At 70.3% G+C, this 24,821-nt stretch carries 26 protein-coding genes; 14 read left to right on the plus strand and 12 right to left on the minus strand.

The window, feature by feature from the left end; translation table 11 throughout:
• Positions 1 to 84 precede the first annotated feature (84 nt).
• Positions 85 to 1,125: a substrate-binding domain-containing protein gene (locus tag ACFC1W_RS14515; protein ID WP_375993876.1), complete on the minus strand. Its 1,041-nt coding sequence runs from the start codon at positions 1,123 to 1,125 to the stop codon at positions 85 to 87.
• Between the two features lie 315 nt (positions 1,126 to 1,440).
• Between ACFC1W_RS14515 and ACFC1W_RS14520 the strand changes: the two genes are divergently transcribed.
• From ACFC1W_RS14520 to ACFC1W_RS14530, 3 genes are all read left to right on the plus strand, one after another.
• On the plus strand, positions 1,441 to 2,916 hold the full coding sequence (locus ACFC1W_RS14520) for a sugar ABC transporter ATP-binding protein (RefSeq protein ID WP_375993878.1): 1,476 nt from the start codon (positions 1,441 to 1,443) through the stop codon (positions 2,914 to 2,916).
• A gap of 74 nt (positions 2,917 to 2,990) precedes the next feature.
• On the plus strand, positions 2,991 to 4,022 hold the full coding sequence (locus tag ACFC1W_RS14525; protein WP_375994019.1) for an ABC transporter permease: 1,032 nt from the start codon (positions 2,991 to 2,993) through the stop codon (positions 4,020 to 4,022).
• Between the two features lie 124 nt (positions 4,023 to 4,146).
• Positions 4,147 to 5,325 (plus strand): ROK family protein, encoded by a 1,179-nt coding sequence (locus ACFC1W_RS14530; RefSeq protein ID WP_375993881.1) that lies wholly within the window; start codon positions 4,147 to 4,149, stop codon positions 5,323 to 5,325.
• Here ACFC1W_RS14530 and ACFC1W_RS14535 read toward each other — a convergent pair.
• The 9 genes from ACFC1W_RS14535 to ACFC1W_RS14575 all read right to left on the minus strand — a co-directional run bounded on the left by ACFC1W_RS14535 (position 5,303) and on the right by ACFC1W_RS14575 (position 12,405).
• Entirely contained in the window at positions 5,303 to 6,322 is a 1,020-nt protein-coding gene (locus tag ACFC1W_RS14535; protein WP_375993883.1) for a cation diffusion facilitator family transporter, read from the minus strand. The genes ACFC1W_RS14530 and ACFC1W_RS14535 overlap by 23 nt on opposite strands.
• A complete protein-coding gene (locus ACFC1W_RS14540) occupies positions 6,319 to 6,840 on the minus strand; it encodes a hypothetical protein (protein WP_375993885.1) in 522 nt (173 codons plus the stop codon). Before ACFC1W_RS14540 ends, ACFC1W_RS14535 begins: the two co-directional genes overlap by 4 nt.
• A complete protein-coding gene (locus tag ACFC1W_RS14545; RefSeq protein ID WP_375993887.1) occupies positions 6,837 to 7,733 on the minus strand; it encodes an SDR family oxidoreductase in 897 nt (298 codons plus the stop codon). The genes ACFC1W_RS14540 and ACFC1W_RS14545 overlap by 4 nt, the downstream gene beginning before the upstream one ends.
• A gap of 140 nt (positions 7,734 to 7,873) precedes the next feature.
• Positions 7,874 to 8,089: a CDGSH iron-sulfur domain-containing protein gene (locus tag ACFC1W_RS14550; protein WP_375993890.1), complete on the minus strand. Its 216-nt coding sequence runs from the start codon at positions 8,087 to 8,089 to the stop codon at positions 7,874 to 7,876.
• Positions 8,086 to 9,144, minus strand: coding sequence for an iron-containing redox enzyme family protein (locus ACFC1W_RS14555; protein WP_375993892.1), 1,059 nt, complete (start codon positions 9,142 to 9,144; stop codon positions 8,086 to 8,088). The genes ACFC1W_RS14550 and ACFC1W_RS14555 overlap by 4 nt, the downstream gene beginning before the upstream one ends.
• Before the next feature lie 97 nt (positions 9,145 to 9,241).
• Positions 9,242 to 10,051 carry a glycosyltransferase family 2 protein gene (locus ACFC1W_RS14560; protein WP_375993895.1) on the minus strand — a complete coding sequence of 270 codons (810 nt, stop codon included), beginning with the start codon at positions 10,049 to 10,051 and terminating at the stop codon, positions 9,242 to 9,244.
• A gap of 13 nt (positions 10,052 to 10,064) precedes the next feature.
• A complete protein-coding gene (locus ACFC1W_RS14565; RefSeq protein ID WP_375993897.1) occupies positions 10,065 to 11,033 on the minus strand; it encodes an LLM class F420-dependent oxidoreductase in 969 nt (322 codons plus the stop codon).
• 176 nt (positions 11,034 to 11,209) lie between these two features.
• A complete protein-coding gene (locus ACFC1W_RS14570; RefSeq protein ID WP_375993900.1) occupies positions 11,210 to 11,752 on the minus strand; it encodes a cysteine hydrolase family protein in 543 nt (180 codons plus the stop codon).
• Positions 11,749 to 12,405: a TetR/AcrR family transcriptional regulator gene (locus ACFC1W_RS14575; protein WP_375993902.1), complete on the minus strand. Its 657-nt coding sequence runs from the start codon at positions 12,403 to 12,405 to the stop codon at positions 11,749 to 11,751. Before ACFC1W_RS14575 ends, ACFC1W_RS14570 begins: the two co-directional genes overlap by 4 nt.
• Before the next feature lie 64 nt (positions 12,406 to 12,469).
• Here ACFC1W_RS14575 and ACFC1W_RS14580 point away from each other — a divergent pair, with 64 nt between their 5' ends.
• The 9 genes from ACFC1W_RS14580 (at position 12,470) to ACFC1W_RS14620 (ending at position 21,588) form a co-directional block, all read left to right on the plus strand.
• Positions 12,470 to 13,501, plus strand: coding sequence for an agmatine/peptidylarginine deiminase (locus ACFC1W_RS14580; RefSeq protein ID WP_375993904.1), 1,032 nt, complete (start codon positions 12,470 to 12,472; stop codon positions 13,499 to 13,501).
• A complete protein-coding gene (locus ACFC1W_RS14585; RefSeq protein WP_375993907.1) occupies positions 13,501 to 15,225 on the plus strand; it encodes an amidase in 1,725 nt (574 codons plus the stop codon). The genes ACFC1W_RS14580 and ACFC1W_RS14585 overlap by 1 nt, the downstream gene beginning before the upstream one ends.
• Positions 15,226 to 15,334: 109 nt before the next feature.
• Complete coding sequence (locus ACFC1W_RS14590; protein WP_375993910.1) at positions 15,335 to 17,005, plus strand: MFS transporter; 1,671 nt, start codon at positions 15,335 to 15,337, stop codon at positions 17,003 to 17,005.
• Positions 17,006 to 17,127: 122 nt separating this feature from the next.
• Complete coding sequence (locus tag ACFC1W_RS14595) at positions 17,128 to 17,490, plus strand: PadR family transcriptional regulator (RefSeq protein ID WP_375993913.1); 363 nt, start codon at positions 17,128 to 17,130, stop codon at positions 17,488 to 17,490.
• A 1-nt stretch (position 17,491) separates the two neighbouring features.
• Entirely contained in the window at positions 17,492 to 17,863 is a 372-nt protein-coding gene (locus ACFC1W_RS14600) for a DUF1048 domain-containing protein (RefSeq protein WP_375993916.1), read from the plus strand.
• Positions 17,860 to 18,666, plus strand: coding sequence for an ABC transporter ATP-binding protein (locus ACFC1W_RS14605; RefSeq protein ID WP_375993919.1), 807 nt, complete (start codon positions 17,860 to 17,862; stop codon positions 18,664 to 18,666). Before ACFC1W_RS14600 ends, ACFC1W_RS14605 begins: the two co-directional genes overlap by 4 nt.
• Positions 18,663 to 19,424 carry an ABC transporter permease gene (locus tag ACFC1W_RS14610; RefSeq protein ID WP_241112006.1) on the plus strand — a complete coding sequence of 254 codons (762 nt, stop codon included), beginning with the start codon at positions 18,663 to 18,665 and terminating at the stop codon, positions 19,422 to 19,424. The genes ACFC1W_RS14605 and ACFC1W_RS14610 overlap by 4 nt, the downstream gene beginning before the upstream one ends.
• Before the next feature lie 97 nt (positions 19,425 to 19,521).
• Complete coding sequence (locus ACFC1W_RS14615; RefSeq protein ID WP_375993923.1) at positions 19,522 to 20,262, plus strand: EI24 domain-containing protein; 741 nt, start codon at positions 19,522 to 19,524, stop codon at positions 20,260 to 20,262.
• Positions 20,263 to 20,361: 99 nt separating this feature from the next.
• On the plus strand, positions 20,362 to 21,588 hold the full coding sequence (locus tag ACFC1W_RS14620) for a glycosyltransferase (RefSeq protein ID WP_375993925.1): 1,227 nt from the start codon (positions 20,362 to 20,364) through the stop codon (positions 21,586 to 21,588).
• 34 nt (positions 21,589 to 21,622) lie between these two features.
• Here the strand turns inward: ACFC1W_RS14620 and ACFC1W_RS14625 are convergent, their stop codons facing one another.
• Complete coding sequence (locus tag ACFC1W_RS14625) at positions 21,623 to 22,198, minus strand: TetR/AcrR family transcriptional regulator (protein WP_375993928.1); 576 nt, start codon at positions 22,196 to 22,198, stop codon at positions 21,623 to 21,625.
• A gap of 120 nt (positions 22,199 to 22,318) precedes the next feature.
• Between ACFC1W_RS14625 and ACFC1W_RS14630 the strand changes: the two genes are divergently transcribed.
• Both ACFC1W_RS14630 and ACFC1W_RS14635 read left to right on the plus strand, forming a co-directional pair.
• Complete coding sequence (locus ACFC1W_RS14630) at positions 22,319 to 22,750, plus strand: universal stress protein (RefSeq protein ID WP_375993930.1); 432 nt, start codon at positions 22,319 to 22,321, stop codon at positions 22,748 to 22,750.
• Between the two features lie 21 nt (positions 22,751 to 22,771).
• A complete protein-coding gene (locus ACFC1W_RS14635) occupies positions 22,772 to 23,266 on the plus strand; it encodes a flavodoxin family protein (protein WP_375993933.1) in 495 nt (164 codons plus the stop codon).
• Between the two features lie 30 nt (positions 23,267 to 23,296).
• Here ACFC1W_RS14635 and ACFC1W_RS14640 read toward each other — a convergent pair whose 3' ends face one another.
• The gene (locus ACFC1W_RS14640; protein ID WP_375994022.1) at positions 23,297 to 24,685 is read right to left on the minus strand and encodes an MBL fold metallo-hydrolase RNA specificity domain-containing protein; all 1,389 of its coding nucleotides are present in this window, start codon (positions 24,683 to 24,685) and stop codon (positions 23,297 to 23,299) included.
• Between the last annotated feature and the right edge of the window lie 136 nt (positions 24,686 to 24,821).

Genomic DNA, 24,821 nt, shown 5'->3' on the forward strand with positions numbered 1-24,821 from the left:
TCCGACACCGGGGTCCCCTCCCTGGGGGGGGGGGGGGCGGGGCCCCCGCCGCCGGGGGGCCCCCCCGCGGATCGGTCGTCTTGCTTACTCGAACGAGAGGTCGATGAACTCGTCGACGTTGTCCTTCGTGACGACAGGCGCGTCGAGCACGATGCGGTTCGGCACGCTGGGGGTGATGATGTCGCCGAGCGTCTTCTGCTGGGCGATCAGGCGCGCGAGCGCGATGCCGTCGGCGGCCTGCGTCGACGGGTAGATGACCGTCGCCTTGAGCACCGTGTCGTCGGCTTCGATGGCCTCCATCGCCGAGCGGCTGCCGGCGCCGCCCATCATGAAGAACTCGTCACGGCCCGCGGCGTCGATCGCGGCGAGCACGCCGATGCCCTGGTCGTCGTCGTGGTTCCAGATGGCGTCGATCTGCGGGTTGGCCGAGAGCAGCTGCGACGCCGCGGCCTCACCGCCGGCCACCGTGAAGTCGGCCGCGACGCGGGCGTCGACCTGGAGACCGCAGTCCTCGAGGGCGTCGGCGAAGCCCTGCGAGCGGTCCTGGGTCAGGGGCAGCGAGTCGATGCCGGCGATCTCGGCGACGAAGCCTTCTCCGCCGAGCTGCTCGCAGATGTAGGTTCCGGCGCTGACGCCCATGCCGTAGTTGTCGCCGAGGATCGTGGTGCGTGCGGCGAACGGGCTCGAGAACTCGCGGTCGACGTTGATGACCGGGATGCCCGCCTCCATCGCTGCGATCGCCGCTTCGGTGAGCGCCGCACCGTCGGTGGGCAGCAGCACGATGGCGTCGACGCCGTCGTTGACGAAGGTCTCGACGGCGGCGATCTGCGCGATCGGGTCGTTGGTCCCCTCCGCCACCCGCAGCTCGACGTCGTCGAAGCTGTCGGCCGCGGCCTGCGCGCCCGAGTTGATGGCGCCGAGCCAGCCGTGGTCGGCGGCAGGCCCCGAGAAGCCGATGACGACGGTGTCGCCCGATTCGGCGTTCTCCTCGGTGGTGGTGCCCTGGTCGACGACGTTGTCCTCGTCGGCTCCGCCGCCCGTGCAGCCCGCGAGAAGACCGATGGCTGCCACGACCGCGGTGCCGGTCAGCACCAGCCGGGTGCGCGCCTTCAGGTGTGAGCGCATTGTTTCCTCCTTGAAATGTGATGCAGCTTCACCAGCGTGGGGCCGAGGGGGAAGCTGCCCGCACTCGAGGAGTCCACGCTGACGAATCACACCGTAGCAGAAGTGCGAACTCGATTGGCATCTTTTGTTTTTCGTACGGCAGAAGTGCGCGAAAGCCCTGTGATCAGCAGAAGATCGGCATACTCACCGCCGTGTCGATCTCCTCCGGCGGTCAGACGCTTTCCCATGCAGGTCTCGGCAACGAGCCGGTCGACGTGTTATGTTCTGCGAGTGATCAAAGTTGACCATGAATCGGCATTACTCGACGTCCGAGGCGTGACGAAGTCCTTCGCCGGTGTCCGCGCCCTCCGCGGGGTCGACCTCGAGGTCCGTCCGGGTGAGGTCCACTGCATCCTCGGCCAGAACGGCGCCGGCAAGTCGACCCTCATCAAGGTCCTGGCGGGTGTGCACCGGCCCGACGACGGCGAGATCTCGTGGCTCGGCGCTTCCGTCGAGATCCCGAATCCGGAGTCCGCGATCGAACTGGGCATCGCGACGATGTACCAGGAGCTCGATGTCGTCGACGGGCTCACGATCGCCGAGAACATCTTCCTGGGGCACGAGCTCGCGCGCGGGGGGTTCACGAAGCGCTCCGAGGCGGCGAAGCAGACCCGTGAGCTGCTCCGCCGACTCGGGCACCCGGGGCTCTCGCCGCACACTGAAGTGGGCAGCCTCAGCGCCGCCAACAAGCAGATCGTGAGCATGGCGCGCGCACTGTCGCACGACATCAAGCTCATCATCATGGACGAGCCGTCCGCCGTGCTCGACACCGAAGAGGTCAAGAACCTCTTCCATGTCGTCAAAGAGCTGACGTCCGAGGGCATCGCCGTGGTCTACATCACGCACCGGCTCGAAGAGATCCGCCAGATCGGCGACCGCATCACGGTGCTGAAGGACGGTCGCACCACCGCGGTCGGGCTGCCGGTCTCGGAGACCCCCACCTCCGAGCTCATCCGCCTGATGACGGGGCGCGAGATCGCCAACGTCTTCCCGCCCGCCGTCCCCGTGCCCGGCGACGCGCCGACGGTGCTCGACGTTCGGGGATTGGGCGTGACGGGCCTCTTCGACGACGTGTCCTTCACGGTGCGCGCCGGAGAGGTCGTCGGCCTGGCCGGGCTCGTCGGCTCGGGCCGTTCCGAGATCCTCGAGACGGTGTACGGCGCCCGCCGCGCCACGTCGGGCTCGGTCGCCGTGGGAGGCAAGACGCTCCGCCGCGGCTCGGTGGTGCACGCCGTCCGCGCCGGCGTCGGACTCTCCCCCGAGGAGCGCAAGAGCCAGGGACTGGTGCTCGACGAGCCGATCTTCGTGAACGTCACGCTCTCGTCGATGTCGCGCTTCGCCAAGGCCGGCTTCCTCGACGAGCGCAGCGAGCGCAGGATCACGCGCGAGCAGATCGACGCGCTGGAGCTGCGGCCCGCCGACCCCGACCGCCCGGCGATGACTCTGTCGGGCGGCAATCAGCAGAAGATCCTGCTCGCCCGCTGGCTTGTGCACGGCACCCGCGTGCTGCTGCTCGACGAGCCCACCCGCGGCGTCGACGTCGGTGCCCGGGCCGAGATCTACACCCTCATCCGGCGCCTCGCCGCAGCCGGCAACGCCGTGGTGATCGTCTCCAGCGAGATCGAGGAGGTGCTCGGCCTCGCCGACACCGTCCTGGTGATCGCCGAGGGCCGCGTGCTCCAGACCCTTCCCGCCTCCCAGATCGACGAGCACGGTGTGCTCGATCTCGTTATGAAAGGAACCGCCGCGTGAGCGAGTCCGCAGAACTCAATGGGGCTCCGCCCCGCACCCCCGGCGCACACGCACGGCCGCTCGGCACCGACGCCGTGCCGACGTCGAGCGAGGCACCGCCCCCTGCCGGAGCACCCGAGAAGTCCGACAAGTCGGCCCTCCAGCGCCTCCTGTCCGGCTCCGTGGGCCGCAACCTCGGCCTCGTCGCCGCCCTTCTGGTGCTCATCATCGTCGGCGCCGTCACCGCGCCCGACACCTTCCTGACGGTGAGCAACACGCTGACGATCCTGCGCCAGGCGTCCATCATCGGCGTCGTCAGCATCGGCATGACGCTGGTGATCATCTCGGGCGGCATCGACCTGTCGGTCGGGTCGGTGATCGGCCTCGCGTCCGTCGTGGCGACCCTCGCCGCCGTGCAGGACCTCGCCGATCAGATCCACTGGGTGCTGATGATCCTGCTCGCGCTGCTGGTCGGCCTGGGCGCGGGTCTCATCAACGGAATCATCATCGCCTACGGCAAGGTGGTCGCCTTCATGGCGACCCTCGCGATGCTGGTGGCGGCACGCGGTCTCGCCGAGATCCTCGCCGAGCGGCGCACGCTGCAGGTCGGCGACCGCGACCTCATCAACTTCCTCAACGCCGACCTCATCGGCGTCGACATGCTGATCTGGATCTTCGCGATCGTGGCCGCTCTCGGCTGGGTCATCCTCAACCGCACCACGTTCGGCCGTCGCACCGTCGCCATCGGTGGCAACCGCGAGGCCGCGCGCCTCGCGGGCATCAACGTCAAGCGGCACACCATGTGGCTGTACGCCATCGCGGGCCTGTGCGCCGGCATCGCCGCCGTGATGTACCTCGGGCGCACCACCGCCGGCACCTCGACGCACGGCACACTCCTCGAGCTCGACGCCATCGCAGCCGTCGTCGTCGGCGGCACCCTCCTCGTGGGCGGACGAGGAACCATCACCGGCACCGTCTTCGGCGTGCTCATCTTCGCGACACTGACGAACGTGTTCGTGCAGAACAACCTGAACTCGTCTGCGCAGGCCGTCGTGAAGGGCATCATCATCGTCGTCGCCGTGCTGCTGCAGCAGCGGTTCGCGAAGCCGACCGGACGAGCCACCTGAGCGGATGCCGCGGCCCGGCGCCGTCCACTTCGGACGATTGCGTCGCGCCGGGCCGCGGCATCCCGGTGAAAGTCATCGGACTTCGGCGCCTTCTCGGCCGCCGATAAACTGAAATGTGGCGAAAATGAGCATCGAAACGGCCTCAAACGTATCGGGGGTCAGTCAGCTCTTCCAGCTTCTGCGCGATGGGGTCCCTCGCACGCGTGCCGAGCTGGCGAAGTCGACCGGTCTCGCTCGCTCGACCATCGCAGCGCGCGTCGACGAGCTCATGCGGATGGGCCTCATCACACCAATCGCCGAGTCGGTGTCGACCGGCGGTCGGCCGCCCTCGCAGTTCGCTCTGAACCCCAGCGCCCGTCTCGTGCTCGCCGCCGACATCGGCGCCTCGCACGCCACGCTCGCGGTGACCGACCTCGCGGGCAGTATCGTCGCCGAGCACGGCGAGCCCCTCGACGTCTCGCTCGGCCCGGTGCCGGTGCTCACGTGGCTCGTCGACAACGCCGTGGCGCTGCTCGAGCGCATCGGCCGCTCCACCGACGACGTCGCCGCCATCGGCGTCGGCATTCCCGGGCCGGTCGAGCACTCGACCGGCCAGCCGGTGAACCCGCCCATCATGCCGGGCTGGGACCGCTTCGACGTGCCCGGCTGGGTGCAGCAGCACCTCGATGTTCCCGTCCTCGTCGACAACGACGTGAACATCATGGCGCTCGGTGAGCGCGCAGCCGCCTACCCCGGGGTCGAGCATCTCATGTTCGTGAAGGTCGCAACCGGAATCGGCGCGGGCCTGATCTCAGGCGGCGCGCTGCAGCGCGGGGCCCAGGGCATCGCGGGCGATATCGGGCACGTGCGCGTGGCCCGAGGCGCCGGCGTGCCGTGCCACTGCGGCAACCAGGGCTGCCTCGAGGCGCTGGCCTCCGGCCCCGCGATCGCCCGGGCCCTGCGCGCGCAGGGCGTGCCCGCCGAGAACGGCAACGACGTCATCGACCTGGTCAAGCGCGGCAACATCGACGCCATCCAGGCCGTGCGCCAGGCCGGCCGCGACATCGGCGAGGTGCTGACGACCTGCGTGAGCCTCGTGAATCCGTCGGTGATCGCGATCGGCGGGTCGATGGCCCGCGTCGGCGAGCACCTCATCGCCGGCGTGCGCGAGGTCGTCTACACGCGGTCGATCCCCCTTGCGACCGAGCACCTCTCGATCGTGCAGTCCGTGGCCGCTCAGAACGCGGGCGTGCTCGGGGCGAGCGTGCTCGCGATCGAGCACGCGCTCTCGCCCGAGACCCTCAGCTCGCTGGTCTCCGCCTAGCAGGCGGAGACGTATCGACGACTGCCTCGTCGGCGTCGCCGCGTGACGCCTCGTCGGGCAGCTCGGTCACGGGGATCACCACGACGTCCTGCATCTTCCAGTCGAGGTCGGCGAGAGCGCTGCGCGCCGCCTCGATGTGAGCGAGCGAGACCTTCGCCCGGTTCGGGACCACGAACGCCTCGACGTGGAACACCTGGCCCATGTCGCGGATGCGCACCGCCGCCTCGCGCACCCACGGCTGGGTCTCCAGTGCCGCCACGATGCGGCCGTGGAGCGGATGCCGCCCCTCGTCGTCGTGCGTACGTGCCCGCTGATCGATGAGGTCGAGCACGGCGGACTTGGAGTTCCGCCAGCCGTCGTGCACGATGCCGACCGAGATGAACAGTGCGGCCACGCCGTCGAGCCACCAGAGTCCGATCCCGATGCCGAGCACACCGACGATCGCGGCGACCGTCGTCGTCCAGTCGGCCTTCGCCATGTCGGCATCGGTGTAGAGCACCTTGTTGTGGAGGACCGGAGCGAGCTCGGCCTTCGCCGGGCCGTAGATGAAGGGCCCGACGGTGATGAGCGCCATCGCGCCCACCATGAACCACCCGAGCCACACCGTCTGGCCGAACACCTGGACGGTGCCGATCGCGGGGTGCTCCTGCCGGAGGAGGCCGAGGACCGCCTCGACGGCGAGATTGCCGCCGACGGCCAGGAGGGCGACGCCGGCGACCAGGTGCCCGACGCCCATCGCGCGGTGCAGGCCGTACGGATACTTGCGGGTCGGCCGTCGCCGGATGACGAGGAGCGCGACGAGGAACGAGATCTGCGGGATGAGCGACAGCATGTCTTCGATCCACGCGGTCTTCATCGCCTGAGATCCGCTGACGACGAGCGCGATGATCGCGATCGTGACGATCGTGTAGCCGATCGTGAACCACTCCCAGCGAATGGCCTTGCGCAGCGCCTCCTGCTGCTCGGCAGGAAGATCGGTGCGGCCCATCGACTTCATCGCGACACCTTCCCGTCGAGGTAGGTCTCCAGGGCCGCCTGCAGTCCGTTCTCGCCGAGCGGCAGCAGCACGGCGACGTCGGCGCCACCGGAACCGGGGATGCCCGGATACCCGCGGGTCACCGACACGCGGTCCGTCCACGGCGTCGCGGCGGTGATGCCTCCGATCGCGAGATCCAGGGATCCTTCCTCCAGATCGGCGACGAGGTCCTCCTCGCTGTCCACTGACCACTCCACGGTCGCATCGTGCTCGCGTGCGAAGCCCTCGATGAGGTCGGCGAGCGCCCCGTCGACGTCGGTGCCGTCCACGACGACGAGGTCTCCGCTCGGGGAGGCGCCGACACGCAGTTCGCCGCCGGTGATGCGCTCGAGCGTGCCATCGGGGTCGCTCGGGATCTCCAGCCCGCACCCCGTGAGCGTCGTGACACTCGCGGCGAGGGAAACCGCGAGCGCAGCCCGTGCCGCTCGCGAGAGGCCCGCCGCCGTGCGACGAGCCTCTCGAGAGCGGCGGCCGATCACAGCGGCTTGCCCCCGGTGACCGGGAGCACGGCTCCCGACACGTACGACGCGGCCTCGGAGGCGAGGTAGACGTAGGCGCCGGCGAGTTCGGCGGGCTGGCCCGGCCGGCCGAGCGGCGTATCGGTGCCGAAGGTGGCGATGCGCTCGGCGTCCCATCCCGTCGCAGGAATCAGGGGGGTCCAGATCGGACCGGGCGCCACCGCGTTCACGCGGATGCCCTTCTCACCGAGCTCCTCGGCGAGCGCCTTCACGAAGGCGACCTGAGCTGCTTTGGTCATCGCGTAATCGATGAGCCCCGGCGAGGGGTTGAACGCCTGCACCGACGACGTCACGATGATCGAGCTGCCCGCCGTCAGCTGCGGCACGGCCTGACGAGCGGTGTAGAGCATCCCGTACAGGTTGGTGCGGAAGACGCGGTCGAACTCCGCGGACTCGAGCGTCTCGAGGCCGTCGCGATCCTTCTGGTATGCCGCGTTGAGCACCACGATGTCCAGCCCGCCGAGCGCCTTCACCGCATCATCGACGATCGACGTCGCGAAGCCCTCGTCGCGGATGTCGCCGGCGAAAGCGGCGCCGGTGCGCCCGGCATCCTTCACGAGTGCGATCGTCGTGTCGGCGTCCTCCTGCTCCTCCGGCATGTGGACGATCGCCACGTCGGCCCCTTCGCGCGCGAACGCGATCGCGACGGCCCGCCCGATGCCCGAATCACCGCCGGTGATGAGCGCCTTCCGACCCTTCAGACGACCGGCGCCGACATAGGAGTCCTCGCCGTGGTCGGGTTCGGGGCGCGTCTCGTCGGTGAGGCCCGGCTGCTCCTGCGCCTGGGCGGGGAAGCCGCCCTCCGGGTGCTTGTCGCGCGGGTCGGTCTGGGTGTCGGTGTTCGTATCGGTCATCGCTGCGGTCCTTTCCATGACATCGACGGTAGGAACCGTCCGCGTGCGCGGGGAGGGGCTTGACGGACCACGAGATATGACCGAGTGGATGACGCGGCCGCAGCATCCGCTCCATTGCCGGGACCGCGCCTCCACTCGGGTCACGTCGTCGAAGGCGGGGGCTCCGTCGAGAAGCGCGTCAGCTTGTGGGTGCCGTCGCACCACGGCTTGATCGCCGAGGCTCCGCACCTGCACAGGGCGACCGTGCGCCGGGGATTGCGCAGCGGTTCACCGTCGTCGCCGAGGATCTCGACGTCGCCGCGCACCAGCAGCGGCCCGTTCGCGCAGGCGGTGATGACCGGCGTCCGCCCGGTCACGACGCGAACCCCTCCTCGGCCCGCAGCGACGACCGGCCGGCTTCGAAGGCCGTGCGCAGGTGCTCGGCCCCGAGGTCGTCGAGCGCCAGGCACGCGGCGGCGCCGAACATGATGTCGGGCACCAGCTCGGGACGCTGCTCGCCCAGTGCACCCGCGAGGTCGTGCGCGGCGATCTGCTCGTGCACCGCGTCCGCCTCGACGTGCTCGTCGAAGTAGTCCGTCACCGCGGAGTCGAAGCCCAGCCGCCGGAAGGCGTCGCCGTACGACCGGTTCGGCAGCGACGACGTCATCTCGAACGCCGCCAGGTGGCCCACGATCGCGCCGACCAGGCGGCGGTTGAGCCCGAACATCGACATGGCGTTCTGCGCCGCGAAGGTCACCGCCGGCACCACGTCGGCATAGGCACCGTACGTGGACTCCAGCCCGGCCCCGCGCATCGTGCGGGCGAAGATCTCGGCGTGAACCCGCTCGGGGCGGCCCCCGCCGTACTCGTCGGACTGGATCTCGACCAGCGCGGCCTTCGGGCGGCCGGTCAGGCGCGGAATGGCCCACGAGTGCGGGTCGGCCTCGCGGAGCGTGTAGATGCTGCGGTGGATCAGGAACTCGCGCGCCTGCTCGAGCGTCGCCTCCTTGGCGAGGAAGCGGGACAGAGAGGGTCCCGGTGACGGCGCCGTCAGGTCGAACAAGGCCTGCGCGATCGCGGATGCCTTCGGTTCAGGGCTGTCGGGGACGTCGACGCGACGGCGCAGCGCCGCCTCGAAAGCCGACTCCAGGATGCCGCGCGCCTCGATCAGCGCAGGATGCCACTCCCAGCCGGCGTCGATCCACTCGAGCGACCCGTACGAGCTCGCGTACAGCAGGAACAGCGTGAACTGGATGTCCTCGTCGGTCGTGACGTCGTCGCTGGAGAGCACCGCCGCACGGCACGCACCCACCATCGCGTCGCGGCGGTGCGCGAAGTCGTCGTGCATGAGGATCGCGAGCGTCGTCGCGCTGAGCGGACCGCGCGGGCCGAATGCGTGAAGGGCTGTGGATTCGATGTCGGCGATCGTCATGGGTCCTCCTGATGGCGCGACCGCGGGCTGCCGCGGCGATCGCTTCGACTCTCTCAGGCGAGACCCGCGAACCGGAGGGGTTGACGCCGCGCCGCGGTCAGGCTAGATCCGCTCGGCGGTGCGGTCGCGGCATCCGATCCGTCTGCGAACCCGCCGCTCGCCGCACGATCAGCCGGGCCCAGCGCAGCGGCGGGAAGTCGCGCGGCCAGTGCACGAGCACTGACCGGAACCCTCGCGTGAGGCGCACGCCGAACGAGCCGACGTCGTCGCCGAACGGGCGCATCGACATGCGCATGCCCAAGCCCCGGCGGTAGCGGATGACGTGCCGCTCGCCGACGTGGAAGGCGAGGTCGAGGTCGTCGTGAACCTCGGCATCGTGCCGGTGCACGTGGGCCCGGACGTCGTGCCACACTCGACGCCGCATCGCGAGGTTCGATCCGAACAGCGGCAGGTGCCCGAGCGCCGGTGCGCTGGCCGCGACGTACGCCCCGAGGTAGACGGCGGCCAGCGGTGTCCGCAGCCACCGCGGCCCGTCCGCGAACGTCGCGCCTCCGGTGATCGCGCCGACGTCGGGCGCGTCCGCGAAGGCGGCGACGACCCGCTCGACCCACTCGGGCTGCGGAAGGCAGTCGGCGTCGAGCCGCAGCACGAGGTCTCCCGTGGCGGCGTCGTACCCGGCCGAGGAGGCCGCGGGAATGCCCGGCTCTGCGCACGGGACGATCCGCGCCCCGGCGGCGCGGGCCACTCGAGCGGTGCCGTCGGACGAGCCGTTGTCGACGACGATGACTTCGTGGGCCTGGAGGCTCTGGGCGGCCAGCGCGGCCAGGCAGGAGGCGAGCCGCTCGGCATCGTTCTTCGCCGGGATGACGACCGAGACTCTGACGGCTGTCCTGGCGGGAGCGCTCACTGCAGCTCCCGGGTCAGGCGAGCGCTCGCAGGCGCTCGAGCAAGGGCTCGGCGATCTCGGTCACGAAGCGCTCCTGCTGCTCGTCGCCGATCTGGACGACGGCGATGTCGGTGAACCCCGCGTCGATGAACGGCCGCACGCTCTCGGTGAGCTCATCGAGGTCGGGCCCGCACGCGATCGCCTCGGCGACGTCGTCGGTCCGCACGAACTGGCTCGCGGCAGCGAAGCCCGCGGGCGTCGGAAGGTCGGCGTTGACCTGCCACCCGCCGCCGAACCAGCGGAACTGGTCGTGCGCCCGCTCGACCGCCGTCTCCAGGTCGGGGTCCCAGGAGATCGGCACCTGGCCGATCTTGCGCGACGGGCCCGGGTGCGCGGCATCCCATCCCGCCACCAGGTCCTTCTCGGGCGTCACCGCGATCATGTGGTCGGCCAGCGGAGCGAAGCGCTCGATCGAGTCGCCGCCCGAGACCGCGATGCCGATCGGCACGCCGTCCTCAGGCGCGTCCCACACGCGAGCCGAGTCGACCCGGAAGTACTCGCCGTCGAAGGTCACGAGCTCGCCCGAGTGCAGCTCGCGGATGATCTCCACCGCCTCCTCGAGCATGCTCTGGCGTGTGTCGACGCCCGGCCAGCCCTCGCCGACGACGTGCTCGTTGAGGCTCTCGCCCGAGCCCAGGCCGAGCATGAACCGCCCCTCCGAAAGCAGCTGCATCGTCGCGGACTTCTGCGCCACGACCGCCGGGTGGTACCGCATCGTCGGGCACGTGACGTAGGTCATGAGCTCGACCCGCGAGGTGGCCTGCGCGACGGCGCCGAGCACGCTCCACGCGTACGGCGAGTGACCCTGTGTGGTGAGCCAGGGCGAGTAGTGGTCGCTCGACACCTCGAAGTCGAAACCGGCCTCCTCGGCCGCCTGGGCGTAGCGCACGAGCTCCCTCGGCCCGCTCTGCTCGGTCATCAGGGTGTAGCCGAATCGCACCATGCTCGTCGCCGCTCCTCATTCGTCTCGGCCGCGACGCGACTGCGCGCGGCCATGTGACGAGCCTGCGCGACGCCCTGTGACGGGCGCGACGGGGTTGACAGCGCGCGGCACCGGCGTCTATCCGGGCGGTGTTCGCCTCGCGGGGCGAGTGGGACGTGGGTCTCGCGCGGCCGCGGTCAGGCCACGAGGTCATCGACGAGGGCGACCTTCGCGTACCCCGCGGCGAGCGCCGCCATGAACGCCGCGTGCACGTCGCCGCCGCCGATGCGGGTGCCGCCGAACGCGAGATCGGGCGCGGCGCACGCGTCCGCGGCGACGGTCACGGCGAAGCCGAGGTCGGACGCCGCGCGCACCGTCGCGTCGACGCACATGCTGCTCTGCATGCCGATGACGAGGACCTCGGATGCGGCAGCCCCGCGCAGCAGGTCGTTCAGCGGCGTCTCGAGGAAGGCGTTCGGATGCGCCTTCGGCACGACGGTCTCGCCGGCCAGTGGCGCGACGCGCGAGTCGATCTCGCCGCCGGGGGTGCCGGGTACGAGCATCCCGGCTCCCGGCTCCCGGCTCTCGTGCCGCACATGGATCACCGGCGCTCCTGCCGCGCGCTGATCGGCCAGCAGCACCGCGGCGCGCTCGGCGGCGGCATCCGCTCCCACCAGCGGGTACGCGCCGCCCGGGAAGTAGTCCCGCTGGATATCCACGATCACGAGGATCCGAGTCATGGGGCGCCTTCCGGAGCGTACGGTGCAGTGGCGGTCGCGCCGGACGAGGTGAGCGCCCCGGACGGCAGGTCGAGCATCGCCTCGACCGAGCGCAGCAGCAGACGCACGCGCTCCGAGGCATCCTGCCACGCCACGAGAGAATGCGCGTTGAGGCCGTCGACCATGCCGAGCGTCTGGGCAGCGATCGCGTCCGGGTCGTCGCAGCGGAACTCCCCCGCGGTCCGGCCCCGCTCGAGGACGCCGCCGAGGAAGCGACGCCACGCGTCCATCTGCTCGCGCACGCGCTCGGCGAGCAGATCGTTGCGCCGGCCGAGCGACCAGCTCTGCACCCAGATCAGCGTCACCTCGCCCCTGCCGTCGTCGAGCAGGCTCGCCAGCACCGCGGACAGCGCATCGGCCGCGGAGCGGTGGTTTCCGGCGAGCGCGATCACCTCGGCGAGTTCGTCGCCGACGATGGCCGAGAACGTGTCGGCGACGAGTTCGTCCATACTCGGCACGTAGTGCGCGACGAGTGCGGGGGCGACGCCCACTCCGGTCGCCACCGCCCGCAGCGTCACGGCGCCGAGACCCGATTCGAGCGCGATGGCGCGGGCGGCGTCGGCGATCTGGGCGACGCGCTCGGCTGCGGATCTTCGGGTGGGTGTTGACGGCATCAGGGACGATTCTGTACCGTGATCCCGAATTGATCAAGTGATCAATAACCCGGGAGGACGACTCATGGCCTGGCGGATGCCCTCCGAGACGACACCGCACGAGCGCACGTGGATGGCCTTCCCCCGCGAAGGGCAGACACTTGGCGCCTCCCCTGCCGAGCAGGAGGAGTGCTACGCCGCGTGGACGGCGGCCGCGCATGCCATCGCCGAGTTCGAGCCGGTGACGATGGTCGTCGATCCGTCCGAGATCGACCGCGCCCGGCGCATGCTGTCGAGCGGGATCGAGGTCGTCGAGGCACCGCTCGACGAGTTCTGGATGCGCGACTTCGGCCCCACCTTCGTCGTGGATGACGAGCGACCTGGCGTGCTCGGCGCGGTGGACTGGATCTTCAACGGCTGGGGCGCACCCGAGTGGGCGGAGTGGGGGCTCTCCGCCCAGATCGGGCGGTTCGTGACCGATCTCGTCGGTGCCGAGCTCATCAGCTCGGTGCTCGTGAACGAAGGCGGCGGCATCCACGTCGACGGCGAGGGCACGGTGCTGCTGACCGAGACCGTGCAACTCGATCCTCGTCGCAATCCCTACGCAGACCGCGCCCGGGTCGAGGCCGAACTGGCCCGCACGATCGGCACCTCCCACGCCATCTGGCTGCCACGCGGCCTCACCCGCGATTACGACGACTTCGGCACGAACGGCCACGTCGACATCGTCGCGACCATCCCGTCCCCGGGGCGAGTCCTGCTGCACCATCAGGGCGACCCGGGGCACCCGGACCACGCCGTCACGCGAGACCTGCGCGCGCTGTTCGAGAACGAGACCGACGCGGCCGGCCGCCGGTGGGACGTCGTCGACGTCCCCGCTCCGGCGACGCTCCGCGATCACGAGGGCTTCGTCGACTGGAGCTACATCAACCACCTCGTCGTGAACGGCGGCGTCATCGCGTGCGGATTCGGCGAGGAGGAAGCGGATGCCGCGGCCCGCAGCATCCTGTCGGAGGCGTACCCGGGACGCAGGGTGGTGAGCGTCGACGCGCGGCCGATCTTCGCCCGTGGCGGCGGCATCCACTGCATCACCCAGCAGCAGCCGGCGGTCGTGTGATGTTCGACGTCGTCGAGGCCACCATCGCCGAACTGCGGGCGGCGCTCGAGAGCGGCCAGGTCACCAGCGTCGACCTCGTCGGCGCCTACCTCGCGCGCATCGACGCGTATGACGGCGGCGACACGGAAACAGCGCTGAACGCCGTGGTCGTGCGCAACCCCGACGCACCGGCCGAGGCCCAGGCGGCCGATGCCCGCCGGGCCGCGGGCGAGACCCTCGGGCCGCTCGACGGCATCCCCTACACCGCCAAGGACAGCTACCTCGTGGCCGGGCTCACCGCCGCCGCCGGCAGCCCCGCGTTCGCCCACCTCGTCGCTCAGCGCGACGCGTTCACCATCGAGCGCCTGCGCGCGGCCGGCGCGGTCTGCCTCGGCCTGACCAACATGCCGCCCATGGCCAACGGCGGCATGCAGCGGGGGCTCTACGGCCGCGCCGAGAGCCCCTACAACGCGGACTACCTGACGGCGCCCTTCGCGTCGGGCTCCTCCAACGGCTCGGGCACCGCGACCGCGGCGAGCTTCGCGGCGTTCGGGCTGGGTGAGGAGACCTGGTCGAGCGGCCGCGGGCCGGCCTCGAACAACGCCCTGTGCGCCTACACGCCGTCGCGCGGTGTGATCTCGGTGCGCGGCAACTGGCCGCTGGTGCCGACGATGGACGTCGTCGTGCCGCACACGCGCACGATGGGCGACCTGCTCGACGTGCTCGACGTCGTCGTCGCCGACGATCCCGAGACGCGCGGCGACTTCTGGCGCGCACAGCCGTGGATCCCGCTGCCGGCCGCGTCGGACGTCCGGCCGCACTCCTACGCCGCGCTCGGCCGCATCGCCGCCGAGCCCCGCGACGTGCTCGACGGATGCCGCATCGGCATCCCGCGGATGTACATCAACGCCGACCACGCCGCGGGAACCGCCGACTCTCCCGGCATCGGCGGCCCCACCGGCACCCGCATCGAGACGCGTCCGTCGGTCATCGCCCTGTGGGAGGCCGCGCGCCGCGACCTCGAAGCGCATGGCGCGACCGTCGTCGAGGTCGACTTCCCCGTCGTGTCGAACTACGAGGGCGACCGCCCGGGCGCCCCCACCGTCCGCACCCGCGGCTACGTCACGCCTTCCTATCTGCAGCGCGAGATCGTCGACCTGTCGGCGTGGGCGTGGGACGACTTCCTCGACGCGAACGGCGACCCCCGCCTCTCGTCGCTGGCCGACGTCGACGGAGCACAGATCTTCCCCCACCCCGACGGCGCCCTGCCCGACCGCTACACCGGCTTCGACGACGACATCGCCGAGTACCCGGCGCAGGTGCGCGACCACCCGGTGTCGTCGATGACCGACATCCCCGAACTGGAGGCGGGCCTCCATGGCCTGGAGCGCACGCGCAAGGTCGACCTGGAGGACTGGATGGACGCCCTCGGGCTCGACGCCGTCGTGTTCCCCGCGGTCGCCGACGTCGGCCCGGCCGACATGGACGTCAATCCGGCTTCGGCCGACCTCGGCTGGCGCAACGGCGTCTGGATCGCCAACGGCAACCTCGCGATGCGCCATCTCGGCATCCCCTCGGTCACGGTGCCGATGGGACTCATGGACGACATCGGGATGCCGGTGGGCCTCACCTTCTGCGGACGCGCCTACTCCGACTCGGCGCTGCTGCAGCTGGCAGCCGCGTTCGAGGCCACCGCACACCGCCGCACCGAGCCCCCGCGCACGCCTCGCTTGACGTCGGACTGAGGCCCTTCCCCCACGCACGCACAGACCGCCCTACGCTGGCACTGTTCGAGCGGGCGAGGTGTCCGTACGGGCGATGCACGGCCGGTACTCGCAGACAGGCAGGATGCGCATGAACACCGAATCGAATGTCCGCACCGAGGCTGCGGCATCCCGCGCCTCCTGGGCACCGCTCGTGGGACTGTTCCTCGCGCAAGTGCTGATGTCGTACAACGTCTCGGCGCTGCCGGTGTCGCTGGGCGGGATGGTCGAGACCTTCGGCGTGCCGCCCACCGACGTCAGCACCGCCATCGTGACGTACGGCCTCGTCGTGGCGGCCCTCGTCATGGTCGGCGCGAAAATCGGCCAGCGGGTGGGGTGGGTGATCGTCTTCCGCGTCGTGGTGGCCGTCTTCGCCGCCTCGGCGGTGCTCATGATCCTCGCGCCCTCGGTGGGCTACGTGATCACCGCGCAGGCGCTGGCCGGAGCATCCGCCGCCATCATCGTCCCCTCGCTCGTCGCCCTCATCGCCGAGAACTATCACGGCCGCCAGCAGGAGACCGCGATCGGCTCACTCGGCTCGGCACGCGCACTCGCCGGCGTCAGCGCCTTCCTCATCGGCGGCACCTTGGCCACCCTCGTCGGCTGGCGGCAGGTGTTCGTCGTGGTGCTGGTGCTGGCCGTCGCGGTGTTCGTGCTGAGCTTCCGGCTGCGGGGCGCGCCCGGCAACAAGGTCGTGAAGATCGACGCCGTCGCCGCGGTGCTGATCGGACTCGGCATCGTCGCGCTCACGCTGGGTGTCAACAACCTCAACAGCTGGGGCATCCTGTCGGCGCGCGACGCGGCGCCCTTCGAGATCCTCGGGCTGTCGCCGGCGCCCCTGCTCATCGTGATCGGCGTCGTGCTGGTGCAGCTGTTCTTCCTGTGGACCCGGCGCCGCACGCGCGCCGGCAAAGTGCCGCTCGTGAGCCTCTCGGTGTTCGGCTCGTCGCGTGAGCGGGCGGCGGTCTACGCGATGTTCATCGTCGTCGGGCTCGAGGCGGCGCTGAACTTCACGATCCCGCTCTACATCCAGATCGTGCAGGGGCGCACCCCGTTCGACACGTCGCTGGCGATGCTGCCGTTCAACCTCACGGTCTTCTTCGCAGCAATGGTGGTCGTCCGCTTCTACCGGCGGTTCCCGCCGCGCACGATCGGCATGTTCGCCTTCGGCTTGACCACGATCGCGCTCGTGTGGCTGGCGTTCGTCGTCACCAACAACTGGGAGACACTGCCCACCATCCTGGGCCTCTTCGTGTTCGGCGTGGGTCAGGGCGCCCTGGTGACGCTGGTCTTCAACGTGCTGGTGACAGCGTCGCCGAAGACCCTCGCCGGCGACGTCGGATCCGTGCGCGGCACGACGCAGAACCTGGCCTCGGCGGTCGGCACGGCCGTGGCCGGCGCGCTGCTCGTGGGCATCCTGAGCTTCAACGTGCTCTCATCGCTCGCCGACCACCCCGAGCTCTCCCCCGAGCTCGTGTCGCAGATCGACCTCGACAGCGTCAACTTCGTCAGCAACGACCGCCTGAAGACCGTCCTGGAGGAGCAGACGGATGCCTCGGAGTCTCAGGTCGACGCGGCAGTCGCCCTCAACGAAGAGGCCCGTCTCAGCGCACTCAAGCTCGGGCTGCTGCTGCTCGCCGGGGTCAGCGCCATCGCCATCGTGCCCGCGAGCCGGCTGCCGCGCTTCCGTCCGGGCGAGATCCCCGAGTCCGTCGCCACCGGCGACGCCACCCTCCCGGCGTCGCCCGCTCCGGAGGACTGACCGCCACGTCGTCGCGCTCCGGCATCCGCACGGGGTGCAGTATTCAGTGTTGCTATCTAGTAGTACCTAGTGTTACCGTCTAGTGGTACTCAGCAACGCTGAGTAGATGGAGGCGATGCGCGATGGGCAATCAGATGACGGAGCTGCTCAAGGGCACGCTGGAGGGCATCGTGCTCGCCACGCTGTCGGTCCGGCCGGCGTACGGCTACGAGATCACGGCCCGCCTGCGCGACGAGGGGTTCTCGGATCTCGTCGAGGGAACCGTGTACGCCCTCCTCGTGCGCATCGAGCAGCGCGGTCTCGTCGATGTCGAGAAGGTGCCGTCCGAGAAGGGCCCACCGCGCAAGGTCTACTCGCTCAACGCGCAGGGCCGCGAGCAGCTCGCCGAGTTCTGGAGGACCTGGAGCTTCCTCGCAGAGCGCATCGAACAGCTCCACCGAAGCACAGACCCCGATCAGGCAGTTCAGACCGAAGGAGAACGGTGACATGGCCGCGAAGTGGATCGAATTCTTGACCGGCTCACTCGAGCAGAAGAAGCAGTACAGACAGGACAAGGCGCGCATCGACGGGCTTCCCGAGCCCTACGCCACCGCGGCGAAGGCGATGCACCGGTACCTCATGTACTACGGCGGTGTCACCGACGGCGACACCATGACCCAGATGTTCACCGACCTGGCCGACCTCTGGGAGCGTGCCGCAGTCGACGGCACACCGGTGGGCGACATCGTCGGCGACGACCCCGTCGAGTTCGCCGAGACCTTCGCCCAGGCCTACGCCGGCACCCGCTGGATCGACAAGGAGCGCGCACGCCTCACGAAGGCGATGGATGACGCACGACGAGAGGACGGGGAGCAATGAACACCTCTGCCGCGATCAAGGTCGAGGGGCTCGAGAAGTCCTTCGCCGACCTCGACGTGCTCACCGGCGTCGACTTCGACGTCGCCGAGGGGAGCATCTTCGCCCTCCTGGGCTCGAACGGCGCGGGCAAGACCACGGTCGTCCGCATCCTGTCGACCCTGCTGAAGGGCGATGCGGGCACCGCCACCGTGCACGGTCACGACGTCGTCGCCGAGGCCGCGCGGGTGCGCGAGTCGATCAGCCTCACCGGGCAGTTCGCCGCCGTCGACGAAGTGCTCACCGGCCGTGAGAACCTCGTGCTCGTGGCGCAGCTGCGGCACATCGCCGACGCCGGCGGGGTCGCCGATGCGCTGCTCGCCCGGTTCTCACTGACCGACGCCGGCGGGCGCCGGGCGGGCACGTACTCGGGCGGCATGCGGCGCCGCCTCGACATCGCCATGAGTCTCATCGGCGACCCGCCGATCGTGTTCCTCGACGAGCCCACGACGGGCCTCGATCCGCAGGCGCGCATCGAGGTGTGGGACGCCGTCAAGGAACTCGCCGCGAACGGCACGACGGTCCTCCTCACGACGCAGTACCTCGACGAGGCCGAGCAGCTGGCTGATCGCATCGCGATCCTTCATCAGGGCCGCATCATCGCGAACGGCACGCTCGCCGAGCTGAAGCAGCTGCTGCCCCCCACCACCGTGGAGTACGTCGAGAAGCAGCCGACGCTCGAGGAGGTCTTCCTCGCGATCATCGGCGAAGACGGAGCCCCCGCCGCCGGCGAGGCCGCGGCGGCGGAGAAGGGAGAACCGCGATGACCTCGCACTTCGTCGGCGACACCGCCGTCCTCACCGGGCGGTCGCTGCGCCACATCCTCCGCAGTCCCGACACCATCATCACGACGGCGGTCACCCCGGTGGCCATCATGCTCCTGTTCGTGTTCGTCTTCGGCGGGGCGATCGACACCGGGTCGTACTCGTACATCGACTACATGCTCCCCGGCATCCTGCTGATCACGATCGCGTCGGGCATCGCCTATACGGCGTACCGGCTGTTCATGGACATGCAGGGCGGCATCTTCGAGCGATTCCAGTCGATGCCCATCGCACGCTCGAGCGCGCTGTGGGCGCACGTCCTGACGTCGCTGGTGGCGAACGTCATCTCGCTCGTCATCGTGGTGGGAGTGGCGTTCGCCATCGGGTTCCGCACCGGCGCCGGAGTGCTGGGGTGGCTCGCCGTGCTCGGAATCCTCGTGCTGTTCACGCTGGCCCTGACCTGGCTGGCCGTCGTGGCGGGGCTGTCGGCGAAGACGGTCGACGGGGCGAGCGCGTTCTCGTACCCGCTGATCTTCCTGCCGTTCCTGAGCTCGGCGTTCGTGCCCACCGACACCATGCCGGCACCGGTGGCGTGGTTCGCCGACAACCAGCCGGTGACGCCGATCGTCAACTCCATCCGCGACATCTTCACCCAGCAGCCCGTGGGTACGCAGATCTGGGTCGCGCTGGCCTGGTGCGTCGGCATCCTCGTCGTCGCCTACTTCTGGGCGATGGCGATCTACCGGCGCCGCACCCGTTGACCACGCGCGCTCATCGGGCCGCACCCCGACGGGGTGCGGCCCGATGTCGTTGCGTGCGTGGGCGAGGCATCCGCTCGCCGCATCTAGGCTGGGCAGGATGCGGGAGTTCGCGCGGGGCGTCGGGATGCTGGGCCGAGGATTCGGCTACTGGCGTCGCCGGCCGGGGCTGATGGCGCTCGGCCTCGTGCCCGCCGCCATCGTCGCGCTGGTGCTGCTCGGGGGTCTCATCGCCCTCGGTGTCTACCTGCCGGCGATCGCCGAGGCCGCCACCCCGTTCGCGGACGGCTGGCCGGGGCTGTGGGCGACCGTGATGCGCGTCGCCGTCGGCACCGCGGTGTTCGGCGCGGCGCTGGTGATCGTCGCCGTCTCGTTCACGGCGCTGACCCTGCTCGTCGGCGAGCCCTTCTACGAGCGGATCTGGATCGCCGTCGAGCGGGAGCTGGGCGGCTCACCGGCGGACTCCGCCTACGGCTTCTGGCGCGGCGCGCTCGACGGTCTGATCCTCGTCGCCCGCGGTGTCGGTGTCGCGATCGTCGCCGGCCTGCTGGGACTGATTCCGGTGGTCGGCGGCGTCGTCGGCACCGTGTTCGGCATCCTGGCGACAGGATGGCTGGTCGCCGAAGAGCTCGTCTCGCGCTCACTCACCGCGCGGGGGATGCCTCCGGCCCAACGCCACTCGCTCCGTCGCGCGCACCGTGCGCGCATGCTCGGCTTCGGCGTCGCGACGCAGCTGTGCTTCATGGTCCCGCTCGGCGCCGTCGCCACGATGCCCGCCGCCGTCGCCGGCTCAACGGTGCTCGCCCGATCACTGCTCGATGCTCCCGACCGCGCGACGTAGCGCGCCGGCGGGGCCGTGGGACCGGTACTCCGCGGCGGGTGGCGAGGCGGTCGCGCGGGTGCCACACTCGGACCAACGCGCCCCCGAAGGAGTGGTCCCGTGACCGTCGTCCTCTTCTGCCCGGTGACGTTCAACCTGGCCGAGACCACCCGCATGATCCAGGTCGCCCGCGCCCTCGACCGTCGCTTCGAGCCCGTCTTCATGGGCTACGAGCACGACTACGTCGACCTCATCACCGCGGCGGGCTTCGACTACCGCGCGTGCGAACCGGCGTGGAGCACGGCGGAGAAGGACCAGGCGATCGCCTTCGACCAGGGCCGCAGCATGAAGAGCCCCTTCACCGAGGGACTCGTGCGGACGCGCGTCGACGTGGAGCGCGAGCTCATCCAGCGCCTGAACGCGAGGGCCGTGGTCACGGGATCGAACCTGACGTCGTTCATCTCGGCGCGCGCCGAGTCCGTCCCGCTCTTCTTCCCCGTGCCCTTCGCCCTCACGGAACCGCAGGTGGCGCAGGCGCCGCACCAGCAGCTCGTGCGCGGACGCGGGCGGTTCGCGCGCGCGGCGGATCGAGTGGCGACGTGGGCGTTCCGGTGGGTGTACACCTCCCTCCCCCTTGCCCCGCGGGCGTTCACGGCCGTCGCGAAGGCGAACGGCGTGGCCCCGCTGCGCACCGTCGCCTCGCTGATCACCGCCGACCACAACCTGCTGACCGAGATGCCGTGGGAGCTCAACGGGTTCGAGCTTCCGCCGAACTACCAGCGCATCGGGCCGATCTTCGCCCACATCGACGCGCCCATCCCGTCGCTCGCCACCGAGCTCGCGGCCGCGGCCGAGCCGCTCGTCTACCTCGGCCTCGGCTCCTCCGGAAACCGCGACCTCGCGCTCGTGGCAGCGCGTGCCCTCGGCCCCCTGCCGATCAACGTCATCGCCCCCATCAGCCACTACCTCGGCGCCGACGATCCTGTGCCCGCGAACGTGCACGTGACCGACCTGCTGCCGGTTCACCTGATGGGCGGGATGCTGGACGCCGCCGTCCTGCACGGCGGTCAGGGCACGGTGCAGACGGCGTGCGCGACCGGCGTGCCGTTCGTGGGCATGGGCCTCCAGCCGGAGCAGACCTGGCACGTGCGGCTCTGCGAGGAGCGGGGCAACGCCATCGCCGTTCCCCCTGCGCACGTGTCGCGGCCGGCTTTCGTGCAGGCGGTCGAACGCGTGCTGTCCGACCCCGCGATCCGCCGGGCCGCCGACGAGGTGAAGGTCGCGTACGAGAAGGAGGACGGCGCGGCCGCCGCGGCCCGCATCATCGCGGCGAACGTCGCGGTCTGACGCACCCGCGGGGCGGCCCGCGGTCGAGTCGGCCTCAGCCGGGCAGGCCTTCGGTCAGCAGCCGGAAGACATCGTCGGCGACGACACGATGGTCCATCCCGTGCGAGACGAGCTGGACGCCGGCGCCCAGCACTCCCTGGACGAGCATCGCGGCGGAGTCCGGCCGCTCGATCCCCAGATCGGTCAGCACCGTCACGAGAGGCCGCAGAAGCACGGCGTGGAGCGTCATCAGGTCTTCGTAGCGACTCGGGCTGAGGTCCGCTTCACGGAGAGCGCCCGCGATCGCGTGCTTGCCGTCCGCGGTCATCGTCATCGTCGCGTCGACGAATGCGCGCAGCTGCGCCACGCCCGGCTCGACATTCGACAAAGCCACCTCGATCTCGGCATCCCACTGCTCGATCGCAGCGATCGCGATCGCCACCAGCAGGTCGTCCTTCGTGGCGAAGTAGTCGTAGAAGCTCGACCGCGCGAGGCCGGCACGCTCACTGACCGTCCGCGGTGACACGCCGGCGAGTCCTGACTCGAGCAGCACGGCCTCGCCCGCGCGGAGGAGGCCCGCGCGCTGGGCAGCGCGGTGCTCGGCGACCGTCGGAGCGGAGATCTTCGGCATCCGGCAATTATCGTCGGGAACGCGAGACTGCCGCATCTCCACGGACGTGCCCGTGTGACTTTCGTCCCCTCGTGACGGCCTGATCCCCGCAACGCTGGCTCCATGGATGACACCCTTGACGTGGACCGCATCGTCGTAGGCGTCGACGGTTCGGATTCCTCCGTCGACGCGCTGCGCTATGCCGCGCGGCTGGCGGAGGCTTTCGATGCCCCTCTCGAAGCGCTCATCACCTGGACGTTCCCCCTCGCCGGCGGAATGCCGCCCATGGAGGGGTGGTACCCCGAGCAGATCGCGGCCGATGATCTCGATGAGGCGATCAGACGCGCCTTCGGCCAGTCGCCGCCTGACGGGCTCACCCGCAGGGTGCTGGGCGGGCCGGCCGCGCGGACGCTGATCGAAGTGAGCAAGAGCTGCGGGATGCTCGTTCTCGGCAGCCGCGGAAGAGGCGGTTTCCTCGGCCTGCTCCTCGGGTCGGTGAGCGCCGCCTGCGCGGAACACGCCCACTGCCCCGTGGTGATCGTGCACCCGCGGACCGCCGCAGAGGAGTCGTGAAGGGGCGTCATGATGCGCGCAATGGTGGTTTTCGAGTCGATGTTCGGCAACACGCATCGGATCGCGGATGCGATCGCAGACGGAATGGGAGACGGCGCAGAGGTGGTCGTGACGAATGTCGTCGATGCCCCCACCGAGCTCCCCGACGACATCGAGCTGCTCGTCGTCGGAGGCCCCACGCATGCCTTCTCGATGTCGAGACACCGCACCCGAGAGGATGCGGTGCGTCAGGGCGGCGATCCGAAGGACGTGCCCAGAGGGATACGAGAGTGGCTGCATGCCCTGCCGGCGCAGCCGGCGCACCGGGAGTTCGCGGCCTTCGACACGCGCGTGGACATGCCGCTGCTCCCCGGCGCCGCATCGCGCAGCGCCACCCGTGCGGCGCGTGGACTCGGCTTCCGCGTTCTCGAACCCTCCAGCTTCCTCGTCGAGGGATATGAGGGGCCGCTGGTCGACGGCGAGCTCGCGCGAGCTCGCGACTGGGGGCACTCGCTCACCGAGCGACTCGCCGGATGACGCCACGACGCGGCGCGGGCGTCTCGCTCGCTACGCGATGCGGACGGTCTCCAGGTGCTCCGGCACGCGCGCCGGCCATCCCAGCTCGTGGGTGATGCGGGCCCGAAGGGTGTCGGCGGCAGCCGGTTCTCCGTGCGTCACGTAGACGGCGGACGGCGTCGCCGACGACGACTTCATCCACTCGATGAGATCGTCGGCATCGGCGTGCGCCGACATGGAGTCCACGCTCACGACCTCGGCGCGAATAGGCACATCCCGTCCGAAGATGCGCAGCGTACGCGCGCCGGCGAGGAGCGCAGCGCCCCGCGTGCCGCCGGCCTGGTAGCCGGTGAGCACGATCGCATTCCGCCGATCCGGACCGTACGCAGCGAGGTGATGGAGCACCCGACCTCCCGCGAGCATCCCACTGGCGGAGATGATCACCATCGGCCCGCCGCGCAGATTGAGGAGCTTCGAGTCGTCGACGGTCGTCACCATGCTCGGCATCCGGTACATCCGCTGGAGTTCGTCGGTGTCCAGTCGATGCTCGTCGGGGTGACGACGGTAAACCTCCAGAGCACTGACCGCCATCGGACTGTTGACGAAGATGGGGACGTCGGGAATCTCACCGCGGTCCCGCAGCCGCGAAAGATGCAGCAGCACGGTCTCGGTCCGCCCGACTGCGAACGCGGGGATCAGCACGACACCGCCACGCCCTGCGATCCTGCGCACGACGTCACCGAGCACGACCTCGGGGCTGTCGGGGGCATGCTCGCGGTCCCCGTAGGTGGATTCGGTGACGAGGACGTCGGCGGGCGGGAGTGCGGCGGGGGGCCGCATCAATGGATCGTCCGGCCGGCCGAGGTCTCCGGTGAAGTGGAGCGTGCGCCCGGCGACGCGCAGTCGCACCTGCGCGGCGCCGAGGATGTGACCGGCCGGCACGAGCTCCAGTTCGACGCCGTCCGTGATCGTCTGCACCTCGCCCGTGGGCAGCGGGCGGAACCGCTCGAGGGCGGCCTGGGCGTCGCGCAGGCGGTAAAGAGGCTCGGGATGCGGATGCTTCGACCATTTGCCCTTCGCCGCGTAGCGGGCCTCCTCCTCCAGCAGGTGCGCGCTGTCGGGGAGGATGATCCGGCTGAGCTCGGCGGTGCCTTCGGTCGAGTGGACGACTCCGCGGAACCCGTCGCGGACGAGCGCCGGCAGATAGCCGGAGTGGTCGAGATGCGCGTGTGAGACCACGACGGCGTCGATCGAGGACGGCGGGATCGGGAACGGCGCGCGGTTGCGCAGCCGGAGCACCTTGTATCCCTGGAAGAGACCGCAGTCCACGAGGACGCGTCGATCGCCGACGGTCACCAGATACCGAGAGCCGGTGACGGTGTCGGCCGCGCCGAGGAAGCGCAGCGTCGCCGTCCCGTGCGCGCCGGGGTTCGGGGTCATCATCGTCTCCCTGCTCGTCGTTCCACCCAGTCGAGCGCTTCCCGCGGTGCCGCGCCGGGCCGAAGGTCCCGCCGACGCTCGCCTCAGGGGGACCTTCGGCCTGAGCAGGCCCGCCGATGCGGCATACCGTCAGCGA

It is taken from the genome of Microbacterium sp. NPDC056003, assembly GCF_042274785.1.
Taxonomy (GTDB): Bacteria; Actinomycetota; Actinomycetes; order Actinomycetales; family Microbacteriaceae; genus Microbacterium.

Excerpts from the sequence above, each read along its gene's own strand:
- ACFC1W_RS14515 (WP_375993876.1), bottom strand. The coding sequence starts at position 1,125 with ATGCGCTCACACCTGAAGGCGCGCACCCGGCTGGTGCTGACCGGCACC.
- ACFC1W_RS14530 (WP_375993881.1), top strand. The coding sequence starts at position 4,147 with ATGAGCATCGAAACGGCCTCAAACGTATCGGGGGTCAGTCAGCTCTTC.
- ACFC1W_RS14535 (WP_375993883.1), bottom strand. The coding sequence starts at position 6,322 with ATGAAGTCGATGGGCCGCACCGATCTTCCTGCCGAGCAGCAGGAGGCG.
- ACFC1W_RS14545 (WP_375993887.1), bottom strand. The coding sequence starts at position 7,733 with ATGACCGATACGAACACCGACACCCAGACCGACCCGCGCGACAAGCAC.
- ACFC1W_RS14555 (WP_375993892.1), bottom strand. The coding sequence starts at position 9,144 with ATGACGATCGCCGACATCGAATCCACAGCCCTTCACGCATTCGGCCCG.
- ACFC1W_RS14565 (WP_375993897.1), bottom strand. The coding sequence starts at position 11,033 with ATGGTGCGATTCGGCTACACCCTGATGACCGAGCAGAGCGGGCCGAGG.
- ACFC1W_RS14570 (WP_375993900.1), bottom strand. The coding sequence starts at position 11,752 with ATGACTCGGATCCTCGTGATCGTGGATATCCAGCGGGACTACTTCCCG.
- ACFC1W_RS14575 (WP_375993902.1), bottom strand. The coding sequence starts at position 12,405 with ATGCCGTCAACACCCACCCGAAGATCCGCAGCCGAGCGCGTCGCCCAG.
- ACFC1W_RS14580 (WP_375993904.1), top strand. The coding sequence starts at position 12,470 with ATGGCCTGGCGGATGCCCTCCGAGACGACACCGCACGAGCGCACGTGG.
- ACFC1W_RS14585 (WP_375993907.1), top strand. The coding sequence starts at position 13,501 with ATGTTCGACGTCGTCGAGGCCACCATCGCCGAACTGCGGGCGGCGCTC.
- ACFC1W_RS14590 (WP_375993910.1), top strand. The coding sequence starts at position 15,335 with ATGAACACCGAATCGAATGTCCGCACCGAGGCTGCGGCATCCCGCGCC.
- ACFC1W_RS14595 (WP_375993913.1), top strand. The coding sequence starts at position 17,128 with ATGGGCAATCAGATGACGGAGCTGCTCAAGGGCACGCTGGAGGGCATC.
- ACFC1W_RS14600 (WP_375993916.1), top strand. The coding sequence starts at position 17,492 with ATGGCCGCGAAGTGGATCGAATTCTTGACCGGCTCACTCGAGCAGAAG.
- ACFC1W_RS14605 (WP_375993919.1), top strand. The coding sequence starts at position 17,860 with ATGAACACCTCTGCCGCGATCAAGGTCGAGGGGCTCGAGAAGTCCTTC.
- ACFC1W_RS14610 (WP_241112006.1), top strand. The coding sequence starts at position 18,663 with ATGACCTCGCACTTCGTCGGCGACACCGCCGTCCTCACCGGGCGGTCG.
- ACFC1W_RS14615 (WP_375993923.1), top strand. The coding sequence starts at position 19,522 with ATGCGGGAGTTCGCGCGGGGCGTCGGGATGCTGGGCCGAGGATTCGGC.
- ACFC1W_RS14625 (WP_375993928.1), bottom strand. The coding sequence starts at position 22,198 with ATGCCGAAGATCTCCGCTCCGACGGTCGCCGAGCACCGCGCTGCCCAG.
- ACFC1W_RS14635 (WP_375993933.1), top strand. The coding sequence starts at position 22,772 with ATGGTGGTTTTCGAGTCGATGTTCGGCAACACGCATCGGATCGCGGAT.
- ACFC1W_RS14640 (WP_375994022.1), bottom strand. The coding sequence starts at position 24,685 with ATGACCCCGAACCCCGGCGCGCACGGGACGGCGACGCTGCGCTTCCTC.